General features: G+C 62.5%; 20 protein-coding genes. 12 read left to right on the top strand and 8 right to left on the bottom strand.

Going from position 1 to position 19564, the window contains the following annotated elements:
* The first annotated feature begins 78 nt into the window (after positions 1-78).
* From NKI16_RS14570 to NKI16_RS14550, 5 genes are all read left to right on the top strand, one after another.
* Complete coding sequence (locus NKI16_RS14570; RefSeq protein ID WP_023679285.1) at positions 79-942, top strand: TauD/TfdA dioxygenase family protein; 864 nt, start codon at positions 79-81, stop codon at positions 940-942.
* Between the two features lie 24 nt (positions 943-966).
* Positions 967-1914 (top strand): carbohydrate ABC transporter permease, encoded by a 948-nt coding sequence (locus NKI16_RS14565; RefSeq protein ID WP_084641568.1) that lies wholly within the window; start codon positions 967-969, stop codon positions 1912-1914.
* Positions 1904-2740, top strand: coding sequence for a carbohydrate ABC transporter permease (locus tag NKI16_RS14560; protein ID WP_023679287.1), 837 nt, complete (start codon positions 1904-1906; stop codon positions 2738-2740). The genes NKI16_RS14565 and NKI16_RS14560 overlap by 11 nt, the downstream gene beginning before the upstream one ends.
* Positions 2741-2768: 28 nt before the next feature.
* Complete coding sequence (locus NKI16_RS14555) at positions 2769-4058, top strand: ABC transporter substrate-binding protein (RefSeq protein WP_352756478.1); 1290 nt, start codon at positions 2769-2771, stop codon at positions 4056-4058.
* Positions 4059-4316: 258 nt separating this feature from the next.
* On the top strand, positions 4317-4673 hold the full coding sequence (locus tag NKI16_RS14550; RefSeq protein ID WP_352756481.1) for an aromatic-ring hydroxylase C-terminal domain-containing protein: 357 nt from the start codon (positions 4317-4319) through the stop codon (positions 4671-4673).
* Between the two features lie 98 nt (positions 4674-4771).
* Here NKI16_RS14550 and NKI16_RS14545 read toward each other — a convergent pair whose 3' ends face one another.
* Entirely contained in the window at positions 4772-5848 is a 1077-nt protein-coding gene (locus NKI16_RS14545; protein ID WP_352756484.1) for a tartrate dehydrogenase, read from the bottom strand.
* A gap of 80 nt (positions 5849-5928) precedes the next feature.
* Positions 5929-6402, bottom strand: a complete 474-nt coding sequence (locus NKI16_RS14540; protein WP_023679291.1) for a phosphatidylglycerophosphatase A family protein — start codon at positions 6400-6402, stop codon at positions 5929-5931.
* A gap of 349 nt (positions 6403-6751) precedes the next feature.
* Between NKI16_RS14540 and NKI16_RS14535 the strand changes: the two genes are divergently transcribed.
* The gene (locus NKI16_RS14535; RefSeq protein ID WP_023679292.1) at positions 6752-7378 is read left to right on the top strand and encodes a CDP-alcohol phosphatidyltransferase family protein; all 627 of its coding nucleotides are present in this window, start codon (positions 6752-6754) and stop codon (positions 7376-7378) included.
* Positions 7379-7433: 55 nt separating this feature from the next.
* Here the strand turns inward: NKI16_RS14535 and NKI16_RS14530 are convergent, their stop codons facing one another.
* Positions 7434-8453 (bottom strand): LLM class flavin-dependent oxidoreductase, encoded by a 1020-nt coding sequence (locus NKI16_RS14530; protein WP_352756488.1) that lies wholly within the window; start codon positions 8451-8453, stop codon positions 7434-7436.
* Between the two features lie 251 nt (positions 8454-8704).
* On the opposite strand from NKI16_RS14530, the gene NKI16_RS14525 reads away from it, so the two are divergent.
* Both NKI16_RS14525 and NKI16_RS14520 read left to right on the top strand, forming a co-directional pair.
* Positions 8705-8938 carry an AbrB/MazE/SpoVT family DNA-binding domain-containing protein gene (locus NKI16_RS14525; RefSeq protein ID WP_352756491.1) on the top strand — a complete coding sequence of 78 codons (234 nt, stop codon included), beginning with the start codon at positions 8705-8707 and terminating at the stop codon, positions 8936-8938.
* The gene (locus tag NKI16_RS14520) at positions 8935-9339 is read left to right on the top strand and encodes a type II toxin-antitoxin system VapC family toxin (protein WP_352756494.1); all 405 of its coding nucleotides are present in this window, start codon (positions 8935-8937) and stop codon (positions 9337-9339) included. The genes NKI16_RS14525 and NKI16_RS14520 overlap by 4 nt, the downstream gene beginning before the upstream one ends.
* 22 nt (positions 9340-9361) lie before the next feature.
* Here NKI16_RS14520 and NKI16_RS14515 read toward each other — a convergent pair whose 3' ends face one another.
* From NKI16_RS14515 to NKI16_RS14495, 5 genes are all read right to left on the bottom strand, one after another.
* On the bottom strand, positions 9362-9568 hold the full coding sequence (locus tag NKI16_RS14515; RefSeq protein ID WP_352679628.1) for a hypothetical protein: 207 nt from the start codon (positions 9566-9568) through the stop codon (positions 9362-9364).
* A gap of 18 nt (positions 9569-9586) precedes the next feature.
* On the bottom strand, positions 9587-10729 hold the full coding sequence (locus tag NKI16_RS14510; RefSeq protein WP_352454268.1) for a DegT/DnrJ/EryC1/StrS family aminotransferase: 1143 nt from the start codon (positions 10727-10729) through the stop codon (positions 9587-9589).
* 253 nt (positions 10730-10982) lie between these two features.
* On the bottom strand, positions 10983-11906 hold the full coding sequence (locus NKI16_RS14505; protein WP_352756497.1) for a carbohydrate kinase family protein: 924 nt from the start codon (positions 11904-11906) through the stop codon (positions 10983-10985).
* On the bottom strand, positions 11903-12349 hold the full coding sequence (locus tag NKI16_RS14500) for an RbsD/FucU family protein (RefSeq protein WP_352645766.1): 447 nt from the start codon (positions 12347-12349) through the stop codon (positions 11903-11905). Before NKI16_RS14500 ends, NKI16_RS14505 begins: the two co-directional genes overlap by 4 nt.
* A gap of 2 nt (positions 12350-12351) precedes the next feature.
* A complete protein-coding gene (locus tag NKI16_RS14495; protein WP_352569909.1) occupies positions 12352-13581 on the bottom strand; it encodes an ROK family transcriptional regulator in 1230 nt (409 codons plus the stop codon).
* A gap of 229 nt (positions 13582-13810) precedes the next feature.
* Between NKI16_RS14495 and NKI16_RS14490 the strand changes: the two genes are divergently transcribed.
* The 4 genes from NKI16_RS14490 to NKI16_RS14475 all read left to right on the top strand — a co-directional run bounded on the left by NKI16_RS14490 (position 13811) and on the right by NKI16_RS14475 (position 19425).
* Positions 13811-14827: a sugar ABC transporter substrate-binding protein gene (locus NKI16_RS14490; RefSeq protein ID WP_352449223.1), complete on the top strand. Its 1017-nt coding sequence runs from the start codon at positions 13811-13813 to the stop codon at positions 14825-14827.
* An 88-nt stretch (positions 14828-14915) separates the two neighbouring features.
* Positions 14916-15998, top strand: a complete 1083-nt coding sequence (locus NKI16_RS14485) for an ABC transporter permease (protein ID WP_023679302.1) — start codon at positions 14916-14918, stop codon at positions 15996-15998.
* Positions 15995-16783 (top strand): ATP-binding cassette domain-containing protein, encoded by a 789-nt coding sequence (locus NKI16_RS14480; RefSeq protein WP_352618611.1) that lies wholly within the window; start codon positions 15995-15997, stop codon positions 16781-16783. Before NKI16_RS14485 ends, NKI16_RS14480 begins: the two co-directional genes overlap by 4 nt.
* Before the next feature lie 173 nt (positions 16784-16956).
* Positions 16957-19425, top strand: a complete 2469-nt coding sequence (locus NKI16_RS14475) for a glycogen/starch/alpha-glucan phosphorylase (protein WP_352569908.1) — start codon at positions 16957-16959, stop codon at positions 19423-19425.
* Positions 19426-19564 lie beyond the last annotated feature (139 nt).

The following is a 19564-nucleotide window of genomic DNA, read 5'->3' as shown; positions in this document are numbered from 1 at the left end:
TTGGCTTTCAAGTTACTTACTTACAGGTAAGTCAGCCCAGCCCATGATGGCGACGAGGCGCGTATTAGGGAGGATCACGTGCTGCGCGATGATGCATTCACCCGTTTCGAGGTCAGCCCCTTCACTGGAGCGCTCGGTGCAGAAATTCGTGGGATCGATCTGGCGAGCGCGAGCGAGGATGCCTTCCAGGACGTTCGCCGCGCGCTCTACAAATATCATGCGCTCGCCGTGCGCGATCAGGAGCTTGACGCCGCCGGCGTCCACAAGGTCGGCCGCCGGTTCGGACCATTTAGCGGCAATCCGGTGCACACGCCGATCGACGGCTTCGACGATATTGTGCGCTTCGTGCGCGAGCCGGACGACACGGGCAAGGTGATCGGCGAGGACTGGCACATGGACCTCGCCTGGCTACCGAAGCCACCGGGCATTACGATCCTCTACGGTGAAGAGGTGCCGCCGGTTGGCGGCGACACCTGCTTCTCCAGCCTCGAGAAGGCATATGACTCGCTTTCGCCGCGGCTGGTCGAGATCCTGCAAGGGCTGACGGGCGTTCATAGCGGCCGCGGGGTCTTCGCCATCAACGCGGCCCACAGCCGGCTCGGCGTCAAGGCCGATGTCGAGGCGATCGAGAATGCCGTCGTCGAGCATCCTGTGATCTGTCGCCACCCCGAGACTGGCCGGCGCTATGTCTTCGTCAGCAGCGTGATGACCAATTTCAAGGGGATGACGGAGGAAGAAAGCAAGCCGATGATCGACTTCCTGATGGCGCGGGCTGTCCGGCCCGAGTTCAACTGCAGGCTGCGTTGGGAACCGAAGACGCTCGGTATGTGGAACAATCCCCATGTCCTGCACACCGCCATCAACGATTATCCCGGATATCGCCGGGTGATGTACAGAACAACGGTGGAGGGCACCGTTCCACTTGCCGCCGGGGACGGCTGACACGCAACCGCTCAGGGAGGAGCAATGGCATTTGGTTCCGAGGCGTCCGTCGGCCATAGGGGGGAAGGGGCGGCGGAAGCGGCTGGCGAGACCAAGAGGCGGCGCTTCGCGTTTTCGCCTGCCTACCTCTATGCGACGCCCGTGCACCTCCTGGTGCTTGGGATCATCGTGCTCCCCGCCATCTTCGTCCTGTGGCTGAGTTTCGAGGCCTCGTCATTCGGCCAATCGGCAACCTTCGTTGGGTTCGATAACTATATCCGCGTCCTCACCGATCCCTATTTTTGGGGTTCGGTCTGGAACACGGTCCTCGTCGTCGCCGTGGCGGTTCATATCGAACTGCTGCTCGGCCTTGGCCTGGCCCTGCTTTTCGCCTCCGGGCTTCCCCTCCAGCGCGTCATGCTCGTCGTGGTGCTCGCTCCCTACGCCATCAGCGAGGTGACGGCGGTCGCAATGTGGCGCTTCCTGTTCGATCCAGACGTCGGCCCGATCACGCTGATGCTGCGATACACCGGTCTGCCGACGCTCGACTGGACGTTCATCCCTTCTCACGGCCTCATCCTCGTCGGCCTGCTCACGATCTGGTTGCACCTGCCATTCACATTCATCATCCTCTATGCGGCACGGCTCGCGGTTCCGAAGGAGCTCTACGAGGCTGGGCGCACCGACGGAGCCAATGCGTTCCAGCTCTTCCGCAACATCACGCTGCCGCTTCTGGCGCCAGCGATGCTGATCGCGCTGCTGTTCCGCTACATCTTCGCCTTCCGCCTCTTTTCCGAGGTCTGGCTCCTGACCCAGGGCGGCCCGGCACGCACGACCGAGGTCGTTTCCGTTTATCTTTATCAGGAAGGCTTCCGCTACAACTCGTTCGGCACGGCGGCCGCGACGGCATGGATGATGGTCGTCATCTCGCTGCTTCTTGCGACTGGCTATGTGTGGCGGCTGCGCAAGGAATCCATGGCCAATGCGTTCTAGGCGTCTCGCTATCGGTGCCGGAAAGATGCTCGCTGTTGCGGCAATCGTCGTCTGGTCATTGTTTCCGATCGGCTTCATCGTGCTCTCGTCGTTCAAACCCGGTCGCGAGATTTTCGCGGTTCCACCGGAGCTCTTCTTCGAACCGACCTTCGAGCACTACGCCTCGCTGTGGCACCGCTGGCCGGCCTTTTTCGACGGGCTCGTCAACAGCCTGGTCATCACCACCGGGGCGACGGCGCTTGCCGTCATGGCAAGTCTGCTCGCCGGTTTTGCCTACTCACGCTATCGAGGCGTCCGTTTCCTGGAGGGATCGGTGATGTTTCTGATCGGATCGCGGCTGATCCCGCCGATCGTCGTGACGCTGCCACTGTTCCCGGTCGTCAATCGGCTCGGGCTCAACGACACCCATCTGGTGCTGATCCTGCTTTACGCGACCTTCTTCGTCTCGCTCGGCACGCTTTTGATGCGGACGTTCATCGATCAGGTGCCGCGCGAACTCGACGAGGCGGCCGTCCTCGACGGCGCGCGGCCGTTGACGATCCTTGTGAAGATCATCTTGCCGCTCGTAGCGCCCGGCATGCTCGCCGTCGCCGTCTTCGTCGTGGTCTTCGCGTGGAACGAGTTTCTGTTCGCCTATATCTTCACCGCCAACCACGCCAAGACCGCGCCTCTGGTCCTTTCGGAGATGATCAGTTCGATCGATGGCGTCGACTGGGGCGTCCTCTTTGCTGCCTCTACCGTCCAATTGCTGCCGGTTCTCGTCTTCGTGGTCCTGATGAACCGGTTTCTCGTCGCCGGATTGACCGCCGGCGCGACCAAGGGGTGACGACGTCACCGAGAAAGGGAGGAAGACAATGCCTTTGCACATGACACGCAGAGCCCTGCTGACGACGGCGATGGCCGCCGGCGCGACGGGTGCCTTGGGTCGGTTGGCCCATGCCCAGGTAAAGACGCTGAACGTGCTTTGCCATCGCGTCCACCAAGCCAACCTGACGACCGGCGCCGCCGGCAATGTCATCAAGCCCTGGGAGGACAAGAACAATGCCCAGATATCCTGGACCACGCTCGACAGCAATCCGCTCCAGGACCGGCTATTCCGGGAGGCGAGCCTGAGCGAGACCGATTTCAACGTCGGCTATGTCATCGACAACCGCATGACGTCGCAGATCGCCTCGCTGTTCGAGCCGCTAGACGATCTCCGGAAAGCCCAGCCGATCGAGGATTTCGACGATATCGCCGAGGGCCTGCGCCAGTCGATGACCGTCGGCGGCAAGCTCGTCGGCGTTCCGGTGCGCCATGCCACGCAGGGGCTTTTCTACAACGAGGAGCTGCTTCAGGAGGCCGGCATTTCGGCGCCACCGAACACGCTGGAGGAGTTGGTCGAGCAGGCGAAGAAGCTGACCTTCACCTCCAGGTCCGGCACGCCCGTCGTCGGCATGATCCTTGCGAGTGACCTCGCCGTCTTCCCGGTCATGTTCGCCCGCGCCTTCGGCGGCGATTTCATCGACAAGCAGTTCAAGGTGGTCCCCGATCCGGAGGCGATGGAAAAAGGCCTGTCCGTGCTTGCCGACCTCTTCAAGGCCGGCGCGCTGCCCCGCAGCTATGCCACAACGCGCAACGACGACATGGTGACGTGGATGCAGCAGGGGCGCGCTGCCTTCGCGGTGCTGCCTTTCGCCCGCTACGCGCAGCTCAACAACAAGGAACAGTCGACCGCACCGGGAAAGATCAAGGCGATCGAGTTCCCCGGCTCCAAAACCCTCAGCAGCGGTCACGAAATGCATCCGGTCGTCGAATCCTGGGCGATGGCCATTCCCGCCAATTCGACGGACAAGAAGCTCTCCTGGAGCTACATCCGCTTCGTAGCGAGCAAGGCCGCCACACTCGACATGGCGCGCAACGGCAATGGCCCCGTCCGCACCTCGACCTATGCCGAGCCGTCGTTCGCCGGGTCGCTGCCGCAGGCGAAGGTCGAGGCTGCCGCGCTCGCCAAAGCGCGACCGGCCTTCCCGGCTTTTCCCGAAGCCGCTCGCGCTCAGTCGACGTTTCTCGAGGAGGTTCAGCTCGCTGTCCTCGGTCGCAAGAGCCCGAAGGAAGCGGTCGCCGCCATTGTCGATCGCGTCAAGCCGCTGATGCCAGCGTAATCGTACGGGCCACGTCGCCAAGTCGCCTGGTACTTGCCAGGCGACCAACCGGCGAGGATCAGCACGGTCGTAAAGTGGTCGTCGGGTGAGGCGATGTTCCATGGACCTGAATTCGATCGCGCGAGCTCAGGACTGCCTGGCAGTGCGCTGGCGCAGATAGCAGGTTCATCGCACCGCCGCCGATATCCCACTACGCGGCATAGGCATGGCCGCTGACCGTGGGCGACTCCCCATGATCGAGGTCGCCTTGGCACGCGTTTGCCGCATTTCGCGGTCGGGCGTGCCGGCCAGCGGATTTCGAGTCTCCATTTGTGCGATCGCGATCTTCTTCTCCTCTGCGCCGACGAAGCATGGTGTCAGGCCGCTGACGCCATAAGCCAACGCCTCGGAATGCCGCTGACCTGCCACGCCTTGGGTGCCAATGACGATCTGATTGACTTGGACCATCGGTGGCCTTCCGCGCTCGGGATTGAAAGGGGCGGTGCCGCCTTGGTCAGGCCGGACGGCTTTGTCGCGTGGCGGTCAACGCACGGTGTGCCTGATCCTGTAGAGATGCTGATCGAAACACTTGATGGGTTCGGTTTCCACACACAGGCACACGAACACCATCGGTGAGCGGCGGCGAGTGCAGATGCCTCCCGCCTTCGGGCATGACTTCCTTGCCGATGCCAACACTGGGAATGACAGCGATGTCCAGGCGCTTGCTCCTTTTCCTACTCGTTGTCGCCGAGTAGTGCCGCGCAAACCGCTTCGGTGACCTTGTCGGTGGTGGTGATTCCGCCGAGGTCGGGCGTGTGCAGTGAGGCGTCCGCGGTCACGCGCTCAATGGCGCGCATCAGGCGCGCCGCGGCAGTCCGCTCGCCAAGATGCTCCAGCATCATCACCGCCGACCAGAATGTGCCGATCGGATTGGCAATGCCCTTGCCGGTGATGTCGAAGGCCGAGCCGTGGATCGGCTCGAACATCGACGGAAACCGCCGCTCGGGGTTGAGGTTCGCAGTCGGCGCGATGCCGATCGATCCGGCAAGCGCTGCCGCAAGATCCGACAGGATATCGGCGTGAAGATTGGTGGCAACGATCGTGTCGAGCGAGCGCGGATTGAGTGTCATGCGCACCGTCATTGCGTCGACCAGCATTTTGTCCCATGCGATATCCGGGAAATCGGCCGCGACCTCACGGGCGATGTCGTCCCACAGCACCATGCCGTGACGCTGGGCATTCGACTTGGTGACCACGGTCAACAGCTTGCGCGGCCGTGACCGCGCCATCTCGAAGGCGAAGCGCATGATGCGCGTTACGCCGGCGCGGGTGAAGATCGCGACCTCGGTGGCGACTTCCTCGGGCAGGCCGAGATGCGAGCGCCCGCCCTGGCCGGCGTATTCGCCTTCCGAATTCTCCCGGACGATGACCCAGTCGAGATCGCCTGCCGCGACACCACGAAGCGGGCTCTCGATACCGGGCAGGATGCGGGTCGGGCGGACGTTGGCATATTGGTCGAAGGGCTGGCAGATCGCCAGCCGCAGCCCCCACAACGTCAGATGGTCAGGCACGTCAGGTGCGCCGACGGCGCCGAAATAGATGGCGTCGAAGGCCTTCAGCCGCTCAGTGCCGTCCTTGGGCATCATCACGCCGTTGACCTTGTAGTAGTCCGAGCCCCAGTCGAAGTGCTGCACTTCGAGATTGAAACCACCGTCGCGCGTGGCGCAGGCGGCCAGCGCACGAAGGCCGGCTGCTACGACTTCCTTGCCGATCCCATCGCCTGGAATGGCCGCGATTCTATAGCTTCGCATTGGTCCGGTCCTCCCCTTGTGGTGCTAAACTCCCATGGACCATCGTGCTGGCCGTTGGCAGTCGAGACCGAATGTCGCGGTTACGGCAAATGGTTGATCAAACCGTTCAGCAGGAGCAGCAGCACCCCGGCGGCCATAGCCGCAGCCGCATCGTCCATCATGATGCCGGCCCCGCCCCTTACCTTCTCATGCATGATACGGATGGGCCAAGGCTTGACGACGTCGAAAAACCGGAAAGCAAGGAAGCCTGCTGCCCACCACAGCGGGTCGACCGGCAGCATGGAAAGTGTCACGGCGGCGCCGAAGGTTTCATCGATGACGACGATCTGCGGGTCCTCCGTCCCGGTACGGGAGACAACGTGCGACGACGCCCATACGCCGACCGCGAATAGGGCCGCATAGGCAAGCACGGTCAGCCAAGGCGATGCAGGTATCAGAGCCGTGGCAACAGCCACTCCAACCATTGCGCCGGCCGTGCCCGGCCATATTGGAGACAATCCCGCGCCGACAGAGGTTGCGAGCAGGTAGGCGAGCTTGGGTGGAAATTTGTGCATCGAGTTTCGGCCGGCGTCCCACGGATGGCAAGCACCATAGTCACATCGTTCGGGTGCTGCCGCCAGACCGCCGGTCGATTTGCGCAACCGTCACAAGGGCATTGCCCAAACGGTGAAATGCCATCGGGCAGTTGTCGCTGCGACCGGAAGTTCTGTTTCGCCGTCAGCTTGGCAAGCACCTTAATCCGTTGGCCGCATTCGCCAAAAGAAATCGCTGTTGCGGCGCGTTGAGAACGTTGCTGAGCCCGGTTCTCCGCCCGCGTTGACCAAGTCGAACGGTAGCGACGGTGGAACAAACCGGCAAATTGCTGGTAAAGCTCCATGAAACGACATCATCAGAGGAGCCGCCATGATCGCCGGTCTCATGAAAAGTCGCATCGACCCGCTGTGGGAGCAGGCCGCCTCTCCGCTGATCGCGATCGGCATGACACCGAACCAGGTTACGGCCGGCGGGCTCGTGCTCGTCGCGCTGTCCTCGGGTGCCTACCTGTACCACGAATCAAGCTTGGCCTTCGGCCTGTGCCTGGCGTTTGCCTTCACCTTCGACGCCCTGGACGGCGCGGTCGCCCGCCGGAGAGATATGATCACCAAGGCCGGTGGCTATTTCGACGCAATGGTCGACCGGTACCAGGAACTGGCGGTCTTTGCGGCAATAGGCTGGGTCGCCGATCTGTGGGCGATCGCAATGTTCGCGTTCGCCGGCGGCATTCTCACGAGCTATGCCAAGGCGCGGACGGCGCTGGAAATCCCTGTCGAAAACTACGGGTGGCCGGATTTCTTCGAGCGGATGGAACGTCTGGTATTCATTTGCGTGCTGCTCGCCGCCGACGGGGTCGCAACCGCCATGGGGGTCGCTTCGCCGTGGATTCTGGTGGGAGGGTTGGCGCTGTACGCGGTGCTGGCCAACGCCACAGCGCTGCAACGGATCAGTCGCGCATGTGCGATGCTCAAACGGGCGGACGGCGAGCAGTCGTGAGACCGCAAGAACGCAAGCATCGTATCGATGGCCGTGGTGCTTCCAATAAGTCGCGTCAGCGCCAGCCCAAGCCCGGAGCGACATGGGTCAGGATCGCCTCGATGACATGGGCGTTGTAGTCGACGCCGAGCTGGTTAGGAACGGTAAGCAGCAGCGTATCGGCCTCCACAATGGCTTCGTCGCCCTTTAGCTGTTCGATGAGCACGTCCGGCTCGGCGGCGTAGGAGCGGCCGAAGACGGCGCGCCTGTCTGCCTCGATGTAACCGAACTGATCTCCGCTCTCATTGCCGCCGAAATAGGCGCGGTCGCGATCGTCGACCAAGGCAAAAATGCTCCGGCTGACCGACACCCGCGGCTCGCGCGTGTGTCCGGCCGTCTTCCAGGCCTCACGAAAAGCCCGGATCTGTTCGGCCTGCTGGATGTGAAACGGCTTTCCGCCTTCGTCGAATTTGAGCGTGGAGCTTTGCAGGTTCATCCCCAGCTTCGCCGCCCATTCCGCCGTGGCGTTGGTGGCGGCGCCCCACCAGATGCGGTCGCGCAGGCCCTCCGAGTGTGGTTCAACGCGAAGCAGGCCGGGCGGGTTGGGAAACATCGGCCGCGGATTGGGCTGCGCAAAGCCTTTGCCCAGCAACACTTCGAGCAGCACTCCGGTGTGTCTGCGGGCCATGTCGGCATCGCTCTCGCCCTCTTGCGGGGCATAGCCGAAGTAGCGCCATCCGTCGATCACCTGCTCCGGCGAGCCGCGGCTGATGCCCAGCTGCAGACGCCCTCCGGCGATCAGATCGGCTGCGCCAGCGTCCTCGGCCATGTAGAGCGGGTTCTCATAGCGCATGTCGATGACCGCCGTGCCGATCTCGATTCGGCTGGTCTTCGCCCCAACCGCCGCCAGCAGCGGGAAGGGCGAGGCGAGTTGGCGGGCGAAGTGATGCACGCGGAAATACGCGCCGTCCGCACCCAGTTCCTCGGCGGCGACGGCCAGGTCGATGGACTGCAAAAGCGCGTCGGATGCCGTTCGCGTCTGCGATTGTGACGAGGGCGTCCAGTGCCCAAACGAGAGAAAACCAATCTTCTTCATGAGAGAGCCGGCCTAGAGGGAAACAGATGCAGATTATGTTTCGGCGCGGAGCAAAGCATCCCAAAAATCCGCCCTGACGGCAATCTTCAAAGCCGCTCCGGCAGATTTGTGGAGAAGGGCAGGGGAGGAGTTTTGGCAATTCTGAAGGCGAACGTGTGATCGCGAATGGCGGGATGAATGTGGATATAGCGGTTGAAATCCACCATGACCGGTAATACCTTGTTGGCTGTTGGTATTACCGAGGTGTGAACATGACCACCAAAGTCACAGCCAAGGGACAGGTGACCATCCCAAAGTCGGTTCGCGAACTGCTTGGGATTGTTCCGGGCAGCGGAGTCGATTTCCGCCGCGCCGATGACGGCAGCGTCGTGATTACGCGGAGTGACAAGAAGCAGCCCGCGAGCCGCTTCGCGAAATTGCGCGGCCATGCCGGCAAGGGCCTCGGTACCGCCGCGATCATGGCACTGACGCGTGGCGACGTGTGACGCTAGTCGACACCAACGTTCTGCTTGATCTTGTTACGGACGATCCGAACTGGGCGGATTGGTCGATCGCCCAGCTTGAGGCGCAAAGCCTGAATGGCCCGTTATTGATCAACGATGCTGTCTATGCAGAGCTTGCCGTCCGATACGAGCGCATCGAGGATCTCGACGCCTTTGTTGATGAAGCTGGTCTCGAAGTGGCTCCTATGCCACGGGCAGCACTGTTCCTCGCGGGAAAGGTTTTTACGCAGTACCGGAGATCGGGGGGATTGCGCACCGGCGTGCTGCCTGATTTCTTCATCGGTGCTCATGCCGCCGTCAATGGGCTGCCGCTACTCACGCGCGACGTTGGCCGCTACCGTACCTACTTTCCGTCGCTCAAGCTGATCACACCAAACTCGTGAATAGCCCGCCGAACAGGGTCCGCTAGGAAGGTGCCGCGAACGCGAGCACTATCGCGATGATGATCAACAGCGGCCCCATCCATTTAAAATGCGTTCCAAAGTTGGTCCACCATGCCTGCTGTTGGCCCGGGCGAGCTTGAGAGGGATTCGAGAGAAATCCGAAGCCGACGCCAGCCATCCACAACCCGGCGCAGAACATGATGAACTCGTCGATGTATTCCGCGACCACGCTTCGATACTTTCGAATTTATGCCGCCGCTACATGCGCCGAATTCGAGCCGATATAGTTACGGATCGTTTCGATGATCCGGTCCTGGTCAGCCTCGCTCAGATAGGGATGCATCGGCAGGCACAGGATGCGCTTCGGCAACTCTTCCGAAACGGCAAGGCCGGTCGGCGTGCGCGGATAATCGCGATAGGCAATCTGGCTGTGCAGCGGTTTCACATAGTAGATAACCGACGGAATGCCCTTTTCACCGAGATGTGCCTTGAGCCCGTCGCGTTTCGGCGTTTCGATGGCGTATTGCGCCCAGGCCGAGCGGCCGCCGCCCAGATTGCGCGCCGCCTTGACGATATCGCCGAGACCTTCGGCATAGCGATTGGCGACCGCTTGCCGCGCCACCATCTCGTCCTCGAGGATGGCCAGCTTCTCGATCAGGATCGCCGCCTGCAGCGTGTCGAGCCTTGAATTGATGCCGACGCGGACATTGTCGTATTGCGTTTCGCCCTTTCCGTGAAAGGCGAACGAGCGCAGCTGTTCGGCCAGCGCATCGTCATTGGTGAACATCGCACCGCCGTCGCCATAGCAGCCGAGCGGCTTTGCCGGATAGAAGCTGGTCGAGCCGACGGTGCCGAACGAGCCGCACATCTTGCCGTGAGCCGAGCCGCCGGTCGCCTGCGCCGCATCCTCGATGACCATCAGGCCTTCGCGATCGGCGATGGCCATGATCGCCTCGTAATCGGCGGCGAGGCCGAACAGGTCGACGGGAATGATTGCCTTCGGCCTCAGCCGGCCCTCCGCCTTGATCATGGCGATTGCCGCCTCGAGGCTGGCGATGTCGATATTGTAGCTGTCGGCATCGACATCGACGAACACCGGTTCGGCCTTGGTCAGCGCCACCACTTCGGCCGTGGCGGCGAAGGTGAAGCTCGGCACGAACACCGCGTCGCCCGGGCCGATGCCGGCGGCAAACAGCGGCAGCAGCAGCGCATCGGTGCCGTTGGCGCAAGCGACCACATGCTTGGTGCCGATATAGGCGGCGAGCTTGTTTTCGAATTCGGTGACCTGAGGTCCGAGAATATAGCGGCCTTCGTCGACAACGCGGTCGATTGCCGCTTTCAGCCTGTCGCGGATGCGTTCGCGCTGCGCGCCAAGATCGATGAACTGCATGTCGGCCTCAAACGGTTTTAGCCAGATAACCGGCCGCTGGTAGCAGACTTGGCACGGCCGAGAAAGCCGCAGGGCAAAACCCTGAATTGCTCAAGTGTCGCAGCCTGTTACCTCTGATTTCCGATCTGCCCTCTTAAACGCGGGGAAATCCGGGCTTCGGCCGGCCTGATACAGGCTTCGCATCCCGCCCGCCAGGCTGGACGAAACATAAAGTGATCGCCGGTGAGCAGTCCATGGGCTGCGCACCAGCCGGTCAGGCGATTTCATGCCGCCATGGCGGGTTGGCGCCGGCCCGCGATACCGTCACCGCCGCGGCCTTGGCGCCGAGCGTCAGCGCCTTTTGGATGGCGTCTTCCGGCAAACTGGCGATTGCCGTCTTCGACAGCAGGCCCTGCTCGTGTAAGGAGGCGAGGATGCCGGCATTGAACGTGTCGCCGGCGCCGACCGTATCGACCACCTCGACCTTGTCCGGCACGACCGTGACGCGGTGCTGGCTGCTGTAACCGACCGCCCCCTCGCTGCCGTGGGTGACGACGATCAGCTTCGGGCCGCGATCCAGCCAGTTGCGGACGACGTCCTCATGCGAGCCGGCTTCGCCGAACCAGTTCAGATCCTCGTCCGACAGTTTCACGATGTCGGCCATCGCCATCATGTTGCGGATGCGCCTGAGGTGCTTGGCTTTGTCGGGAATGAAGTTTGGCCGGATGTTGGGGTCGAGCATCATCACGCGGCGCTCATGCTCGCGTCGCATGAACTCTTCATAGGCCGATCCGGCCGGCTCCGAGATCAGGCTGATGGCGCCGAACAGCATGGCCTCGATCTCGCTGCCGACTTCCGGCAAGTCCTCGATGGTCAGCATGCGCCCGGCGGTGTTCTCGTCGTAGAAGGTGTAGGTCGCCTGGCCGTTGCTGAGCCGCACGAAGGCGAGCGTGGTCGGCCGCGGCGAAGTGTGCGCATAGGTCGAGCTGACCTTGCTGGCCCCCAGTGCCTCCCTGAACTGGCCGCCGAACAGATCCGACGACAGGCCGGAGAAGAAGCCGGCCGGCGCGCCGAGCCGGCCGAGCGCAATGGCCGAGTTGAAGACGGCACCGCCGACATAAGGCGCAAAGGCCGGCTCGCCCTCGGTCGTGGTGCGCGGCAGCATGTCGATCAGGGCTTCGCCGCAGCAGAGGATCATGAAGTCTTGCTTTCCGGCGGATAGATCACGCCCTTGCGAATGATGATGTTGGCATAAAGCCGCGGCTCGCTCGTCGCGACGATCGCGTGCGCGGCCTTGACCCGTGCATAGAAGTCAGCGCCGGCAAGCGCAACCACCTTGCGGCCCGGCGCACGCCTGGCGCAGATCGCTTCCATCTCATGGTGAACCGGATCGGCGAGCAGGGGATCGCCTTTGGCCGAGGCGCGAAACAGCGCCTGCGGCACGGCGTCGTCGACAGGCAATACGCTCAATACCGCATCGAGCACCGGGGCGAGATGATGACCGTCGGCGCGGATCAGCCGCTGTGCCTGCTGTTCGGCCGGGTAGTTGCCGTCGACCAGCGCGATCTCGTCGCCATGTCCCATGGCGCGCAACATCGCCAGAAGCTCCGGGCCGAGCAGCGCCGGGATACCGATCAGCATGCTCAGAAGCTCCGGGAAATCGTGGTCGAGCCGATGAGGAAGCGCTCCGACAGCGGCAGGCTGGCGCCACCCAGCGCCCGCGCATGGATGCCGACCGTTCCCTCGCGAACGGCCGGCAGCCTCAGGCCTTCGCCGTCGATCCTGCCGATGGCTTCGATGACAGCATCGACAAGCCGCCGGCGCACGCCGAGCGGCATCCATCCGTCGATCACCGCCGCTTCGAAATCGATGACAGAGGACGCCGCCACAATGGCATAAGCGAGCGCCTGCGAAGCGCTGGCGATCCAGTCGTCGAGCTCGGCACCGATCTCGCCCCAGTCCCCCGGTGATGTCCACAGATGCGAGGCCTCGACGCCGCGTGCGTTGAGCGCCTTCTCCAGCATGGCGATCGACGCCACGTCAATCAACTGCGTCGGCTTGCCGTCAGGCCCGGGCACCGGCATTGAGCCCAGCGCGCCGGCATTGCCGGTTGGGCCGCCAAACAGCCGGCCGTTCAGCACGATGCCGCCGCCGGCAAAGGCGCCGATGTAGAAATAGACGAAATCGCGCGCCGCGCCCGCCGCGTGGCCGAACACGAGCTCGGCGCCGCAGGCCGAGGTGGCATCGTTCTGCAGATAGACTGGAAATTCGCATTGCGCCTGGATGTCGGCGCGGATGTCGCGATGGCGCCATTCGTCCATGATTTCACGCGGCGCGCCGGCGGTATCGGCCCAGTTCCACAATTCGAACGGCATGGCGATGCCAAGCCCGGCGATGCGTTTGTCCTGCGCAGGGGTGAGTTCGCCGCGCATCTTCTTCATGCCGCTCGTGACGAATTCCACCGTCTCGCGCGGCGCCGGATAGCGGTACGAATGCTGCAGCATCGAGCGCACATTGCCGAGGAAATCGATCAGCACCAGCTCGGCGCTGCGGCGGCCGATCTTCAGGCCGATGAAATAGGCGCCGTCGGGATTGAGCGCCATGGGTATCGAGGGCTGGCCGATCTTGCCGCGCAACGGCGCCTGGCGGACGAGCAGGTCGTCCTCCTCCAGCTCGCGCATGATGACGGACACTGTCTGCGCCGAAAGGCCCGTCATGCGCGCAATATCGGATTTGGCCAGGCTGCCGTGCTGACGCACCAGCGACAGCACCAGCCGCTCATTGTGGTCCCGCATGCCGCTTTGATTGGTGCCGCGGTGCAGACGGCTTTCGGCCGCATCGGGCGAACCGTGCCTCGTAACGCCGGTCTCCACCCCTGTTCCTCCCGTCGTTTCCCCTCAATGCTTTTGGTCTAGAGTGGGTGAACAATCCTGCGATGTCAATAATAAATAAGAGTGATTTAATTATTGACAGTGCTGGCGGACTGGTGTCTCTTGAGATCGGCGTCGACACTGGGAGATTTCGTCGGACGCGCTGCAGGTGCCGGTTGGCCGGCATCCTAAAAGGTTCCATGGGAGGAAAATCGTGACCACGTCAAAACTGTTGAAATCCACCGTGTTTGCCGCGGCCGGACTGAGCCTGATGGCCTTTGCGTCAACGGCATCGGCCGCCGGGGTCGGCGCCTGCTTGATCACCAAGACCGACACCAATCCCTTCTTCGTCAAGATGAAGGAAGGTGCCGCCGCGAAAGCCAAGGAAATTGGTGTCGATCTGAAGGCCTACGCCGGCAAGGCGGAAGGTGACAATGAGGGCCAGGTTGCGGCGATCGAATCCTGCATCGCCGACGGCGCCAAGGGCATTTTGATCACCGCCACCGACACTGCGGCCATCGTGCCGGCGGTGAAGAAGGCGCGTGATGCAGGGGTGCTGGTGATCGCTCTGGACACCCAGCTCGAGCCTGCCGACGCCGCGGATGCGACGTTTGCGACCGACAATTTCAAGGCCGGCGAGCTTATCGGCTCCTGGGCAAAGGCCACCTTGGGCGACAAGGCCAAGGACGCGCACATCGCCTACATGGATCTTATCGCCAGCCAGCCCTCTGTCGACGTGCAGCGTGATCAAGGCTTCATGAAGGGCTTCGGCATCGACCTCGGCGACCCCAACAAGATCGGCGACGAAACCGACGCACGCAATGTCTGTCACGATCTGTCGAGCGGCAATGAGGATGGCGGGCACACTGCCATGGAGAATTGCCTGCAGAAGGATCCGGATATCAACGTCGTCTACACCATCAACGAACCTGCGGCCGCGGGCGCCTACCAGGCGCTGAAGGCCGTCGGCAAGGAGAAGGACGTCCTGATTGTCTCGGTCGATGGCGGCTGCCCGGGTGTCAAGAACGTTGCCGAGGGCGTGATCGGCGCCACTTCACAGCAATATCCACTGCTCATGGCCTCGCTCGGCATCGAGGCGATTAAGACCTTTGCCGACAGCGGCAAGAAGCCTGAGCCGTCGCCCGGTCTGAACTTCTACAACACCGGCGTGACGCTGATCACCGACAAGCCTGCCGCCGGCATCGAATCCATCGACACGAAGCAAGGCCTCAGCAAGTGCTGGGGTTGATTTGATCCCCTGATCGGCTCAACTTCAAAAGAACAATAGAGAATGTGGAGCGGTTTCGGCCGCTCCACATCACAGGCGGGAGGTCGACTTGAGCGTCGAAACAACCAGGAGCAAGGGACCGCAGGAATTCGAGACGGTCCTGGCCACTAGCGACACCAGCGTCGCTTCATTCGAGACGCATTCCCGCTCGACGCTGGAGAGCATCCAACACCGCTTGCACAAAAGCCCTGCCATGGTGCCGCTGATCATCCTGATCATCTCGGTGGCTCTGTTCGCAGTCGTCGTCGGCGGACGCTTCTTTTCTCCTTTCACCCTCACCCTGATCCTCCAGCAGGTGGCGATAACCGGCATGGTCGGCATCGCGCAGACACTGGTGGTGCTCACCGCCGGCATCGACCTGTCCGTCGGCGCCATCATGGTGCTGAGCTCGGTCGTCATGGGCCAGTTTGCCATGCACTACGGTGTCCCAGCGCCGGTGGCCGTTGCCGTCGGGCTGCTTGTCGGCGCGATTTGCGGCTTGATCAACGGCATTCTCATCGCCTGGGTGAAACTGCCGCCCTTCATCGTGACGCTCGGCACCTGGTCGATCTACGCTGCCATCAACTTCATCTATTCCGGTAACGAGACCATCCGCAGCCAGGATCTCGAGACGACGGCGCCGCTGCTGCAGTTTTTCGGCGGATCGTTCAGGATCGGCGGCGCCGTCTTCACCTATGGCGTGCTGTTGGTGCTGATCATGGCGGCAATTGCCTGGTACGTGCTCAATCACACCGCGTGGGGCCGGCATGTCTATGCGGTCGGAGACGACCCGGAGGCCGCGGAGCTGTCGGGTGTGCGCGTCAGCCGGATGCTGGTCGCGGTCTACACGCTGACTGGTATCATTTGCGCCATCGCCGGCTGGGCCCTGATCGGACGCATCGGATCGGTCTCGCCGCAGGCCGGGCAGTTCGAGAACATCAATTCGATTACCGCCGTGGTGATCGGCGGCACTTCGCTGTTCGGCGGCCGCGGCTCCATCCTCGGGACCATCTTCGGTGCGCTGATCGTCGGCGTGTTCGCGCTCGGCCTCAGGCTTTGGGGGACAGACCCGCAATGGACGCAATTGTCCGTCGGAGCCCTTATCATCATCGCTGTTGGTATCGACCAGTGGATCAGGAAGATCTCGGCATGAACCAGATTCACGAACCGATCCTTACCGCGCGCAGCCTGGTCAAGCGCTACGGCCGCGTCACCGCTCTCGACAGCGCAGACTTCGACCTCTATCCGGGGGAAATCCTTGCTGTCATTGGCGACAACGGCGCCGGCAAGTCATCGCTTATCAAAGCCATTTCCGGAGCGGTCACCCCGGACGAAGGTGAGATACGGCTTGAAGGCAAGCCCATTGCCTTCAAATCGCCGATGGAGGCCCGCGAGGCCGGCATCGAGACCGTCTACCAGAACCTGGCGCTGTCGCCGGCGCTGTCGATCGCCGACAACATGTTCCTCGGCCGGGAGATCCGCAAGCCGGGGTTCCTCGGTGAATGGCTGCGCATGCTCGACCGTCCGGCGATGGAAAAGCGTGCCCGCGACAAGCTCACCGAGCTTGGCCTGATGACGATCCAGAACATCAGCCAGGCGGTGGAAACGCTTTCGGGCGGCCAGCGCCAAGGCGTGGCGGTGGCGCGTGCCGCCGCCTTCGGCTCGAAGATGGTCATCATGGATGAGCCGACGGCCGCGCTCGGCGTCAAGGAGAGCCGCCGCGTGCTCGAACTGATCCTCGACGTCAAACGGCGTGGCCTGCCGATCGTGCTGATTTCACACAACATGCCGCATGTTTTCGAGGTGGCGGACCGCATCCACATTCACCGGCTCGGCCGTCGCCTCTGCGTCATCGATCCGAAGCAGTATACGATGTCCGACGCGGTCGCCTTCATGACCGGCGCCAAGGTGCCGCCGGAAGCGGCGCTGGCGGCCTGAGCAAGAACTTGAGGCCCGTCGCGGAGGGCGCCCAACGCGGTGTTTCACGGCCAAATTGCCGCAGGGCAACCCCGCTTGCGATCACCCGAATCGATTGAACATCCGGTGGGATGCACTAGCATTGGCAGAGATGGTGAAAGCCGCATGATCCTGGCAACGTCACGAGAGGCAGCATGACGCGCGCGATGACAACCGAAGCTCCTCTGCCCACGCTCAAAAACCCGGATCCCAAGACGCTCGCCGAGGAAGTCTTGCAAGCCCTCAAATACAGGGTCGGCAAGGGCACCAACGTTGCAACCCAGTACGATTGGCTCACCGCCTCGATCAAGGTTGTACGCGACCGCATAGTCGATCACTGGATGCAGGCGACCCAAGAGGCCTACGCCCAGCAGGAAAAGCGCGTCTACTACCTGTCACTGGAATTCCTCATCGGCCGCCTGATGCGCGATGCCTTCTCCAATCTCGGCCTGATGGACAATATGCGCGAGGCGCTGTCGTCGCTTGGCGTCGACCTCGACATCATTGCTGCGCTCGAACCGGACGCTGCCCTTGGCAATGGCGGTCTTGGCCGGCTCGCCGCCTGCTTCATGGAAAGCATGGCGACCGTCAATATCCCCGCGCATGGCTACGGCATCCGCTACGCCAACGGCATGTTTCGGCAGGAGATCCATGACGGCTGGCAGGTGGAGCTGCCCGAGACATGGCTCGATCACGGCAATCCCTGGGAGTTCGAGCGCCGCGAACGCTCCTTCGAGGTCGGCTTCGGCGGCTCGGTAGAATCGGTCACGTCGAAGGACGGCCGGCTCGAGCGCCACGTCTGGAAGCCGACCGAACATGTTCTGGCAGTCGCCTATGATACGCCGGTTGTCGGCTGGCGGGCCAACCGCGTCAACACGCTGCGTCTGTGGTCCGGCATGCCGGTCGACCCGATCCTGCTCGACAAGTTCAACGCCGGCGATCACATCGGCGCGCTCGCCGAAAGCAACAAGGCCGATGCGTTGTCGCGCGTCCTTTACCCGGCCGATTCCCACAAGGCGGGCCAGGAGTTGCGGCTCAGGCAGGAGTATTTCTTCTCCACCGCCTCGCTGCAGGACATCGTCCAGCGTCATCTCAGCCAGTATGGCGACCTGCAATCGCTGCCCGACAAGGCGGCGATCCATCTCAACGACACCCATCCGGCGATCGCCGTAGCCGAGCTGATGCGCCTGTTGATGGATGTCCACGGCATGGATTTCGACCAGGCCTGGAGCATCACCAAGCGCACCTTCGGCTACACCAACCACACGCTCCTTCCCGAAGCGCTGGAAAGCTGGCCCGTGCCGCTGTTCGAGCGGCTGTTGCCGCGCCACATGCAGATCGTCTACGCCATCAACGCCGAGGTGCTGCTCGAGGCGCGCGCCTCCGACCAGTTCTCGGACGAGCAGATCAGCCGCATCTCGCTGATCCAGGAAAATGGCGATCGCCGCGTGCGTATGGGCAATCTGGCCTTTGTCGGCTCGCACTCGATCAACGGCGTGTCGGCACTGCATACAGAATTGATGAAGGAGACGGTGTTTGCCGACCTCCACAGGCTCTACCCGGATCGCATCAACAACAAGACCAACGGGATCACACCGCGGCGCTGGCTGATACAGTGCAATCCCGGCCTCACTGCACTCACCCGAGAGGCGATTGGCGACGGCTTCCTCGACGACATCGACGAGATAAAGCGGCTTGATCCTTTCGCTGAGGACGCAGCCTTCCGCGACAAGTTCGCCGCCGTCAAACGGGCGAACAAGGCGAGGCTTGCCAAGCTCGTTGCCGACCGGCTCGGCATCAAGGTCGACCCATCGGCGCTGTTCGACATCCAGGTCAAGCGCATCCACGAATACAAGCGCCAGCTCTTGAACATTCTCGAAGCGGTCGCGCTTTACGACCAGATCCGCTCGCATCCGGAGCGCGACTGGATGCCTCGCGTCAAATTCTTCGGCGGCAAGGCGGCGCCCAGCTATCACAACGCCAAGCTGATCATCAAACTTGCCAATGACGTCGCCCGGGTCATCAACCGCGACCCGGCGGTGCGCGGCTTGCTGAAAGTGGTATTCGTGCCGAACTACAATGTCAGCCTGGCCGAGATCATGATGCCGGCCGCCGATCTTTCGGAGCAGATATCGACCGCCGGCATGGAAGCGTCCGGCACCGGCAACATGAAGTTCGCGCTGAACGGCGCGCTGACCATCGGCACGCTCGACGGCGCCAATGTCGAGATCAAGGAATGCGTGGGCGACGACAATATCTTCATCTTCGGCCTGACCACCGATGAGGTCGCCGAGCGACGCAACAATGGTTACGATCCGCGCGCTGTGATCGAGGGATCGCCTGAATTGGCGCAGGCGCTGGCCGCGGTTTCATCCGGAGTCTTTTCACCTGACGATCCGGACCGTTATCGCGACCTGATCAACGGTCTTTACCAGAGCGACTGGTTCATGGTCGCCGCGGATTTCGATGCCTACGCCGCCACCCAGCGCGACGTCGATGCCATCTGGCGCAACAGCCCGGACTGGTACGCCAGAGCCATCCGCAATGTCGCGCGCGTCGGCTGGTTCTCGTCCGATCGAACGATCCGCCAATATGCGAAAGACATATGGCACGTGCCCGCCTGATATGATTGCATGAGGCCACGAACAATGTGGTCCTAGTGGAGTGGATTTGACCCTCGCATCCCTTGGAGGGTAAGGCGGCATGCGAATGTCGAATTCAAAACTCCACTAGAAACATACACTTGGTGCCCGGGGAGGGTCA

The sequence above is a fragment of the Mesorhizobium sp. M0698 genome, from assembly GCF_040320455.1.
In the GTDB taxonomy this organism is placed as follows: domain Bacteria; phylum Pseudomonadota; class Alphaproteobacteria; order Rhizobiales; family Rhizobiaceae; genus Mesorhizobium.
This window is presented reverse-complemented; position numbering and strand designations above follow the sequence as displayed.

Bases quoted from the DNA above. Each gene is read 5' to 3' on its own strand.
- NKI16_RS14555 (WP_352756478.1), top strand. From the start codon at position 2,769: ATGCCTTTGCACATGACACGCAGAGCCCTGCTGACGACGGCGATGGCC.
- NKI16_RS14545 (WP_352756484.1), bottom strand. From the start codon at position 5,848: ATGCGAAGCTATAGAATCGCGGCCATTCCAGGCGATGGGATCGGCAAG.
- NKI16_RS14510 (WP_352454268.1), bottom strand. From the start codon at position 10,729: ATGCAGTTCATCGATCTTGGCGCGCAGCGCGAACGCATCCGCGACAGG.
- NKI16_RS14500 (WP_352645766.1), bottom strand. From the start codon at position 12,349: ATGCTGATCGGTATCCCGGCGCTGCTCGGCCCGGAGCTTCTGGCGATG.
- NKI16_RS14535 (WP_023679292.1), top strand. From the start codon at position 6,752: ATGATCGCCGGTCTCATGAAAAGTCGCATCGACCCGCTGTGGGAGCAG.
- NKI16_RS14540 (WP_023679291.1), bottom strand. From the start codon at position 6,402: ATGCACAAATTTCCACCCAAGCTCGCCTACCTGCTCGCAACCTCTGTC.
- NKI16_RS14480 (WP_352618611.1), top strand. From the start codon at position 15,995: ATGAACCAGATTCACGAACCGATCCTTACCGCGCGCAGCCTGGTCAAG.
- NKI16_RS14530 (WP_352756488.1), bottom strand. From the start codon at position 8,453: ATGAAGAAGATTGGTTTTCTCTCGTTTGGGCACTGGACGCCCTCGTCA.
- NKI16_RS14525 (WP_352756491.1), top strand. From the start codon at position 8,705: ATGACCACCAAAGTCACAGCCAAGGGACAGGTGACCATCCCAAAGTCG.
- NKI16_RS14505 (WP_352756497.1), bottom strand. From the start codon at position 11,906: ATGATCCTCTGCTGCGGCGAAGCCCTGATCGACATGCTGCCGCGCACC.
- NKI16_RS14565 (WP_084641568.1), top strand. From the start codon at position 967: ATGGCATTTGGTTCCGAGGCGTCCGTCGGCCATAGGGGGGAAGGGGCG.
- NKI16_RS14475 (WP_352569908.1), top strand. From the start codon at position 16,957: ATGACGCGCGCGATGACAACCGAAGCTCCTCTGCCCACGCTCAAAAAC.
- NKI16_RS14560 (WP_023679287.1), top strand. From the start codon at position 1,904: ATGCGTTCTAGGCGTCTCGCTATCGGTGCCGGAAAGATGCTCGCTGTT.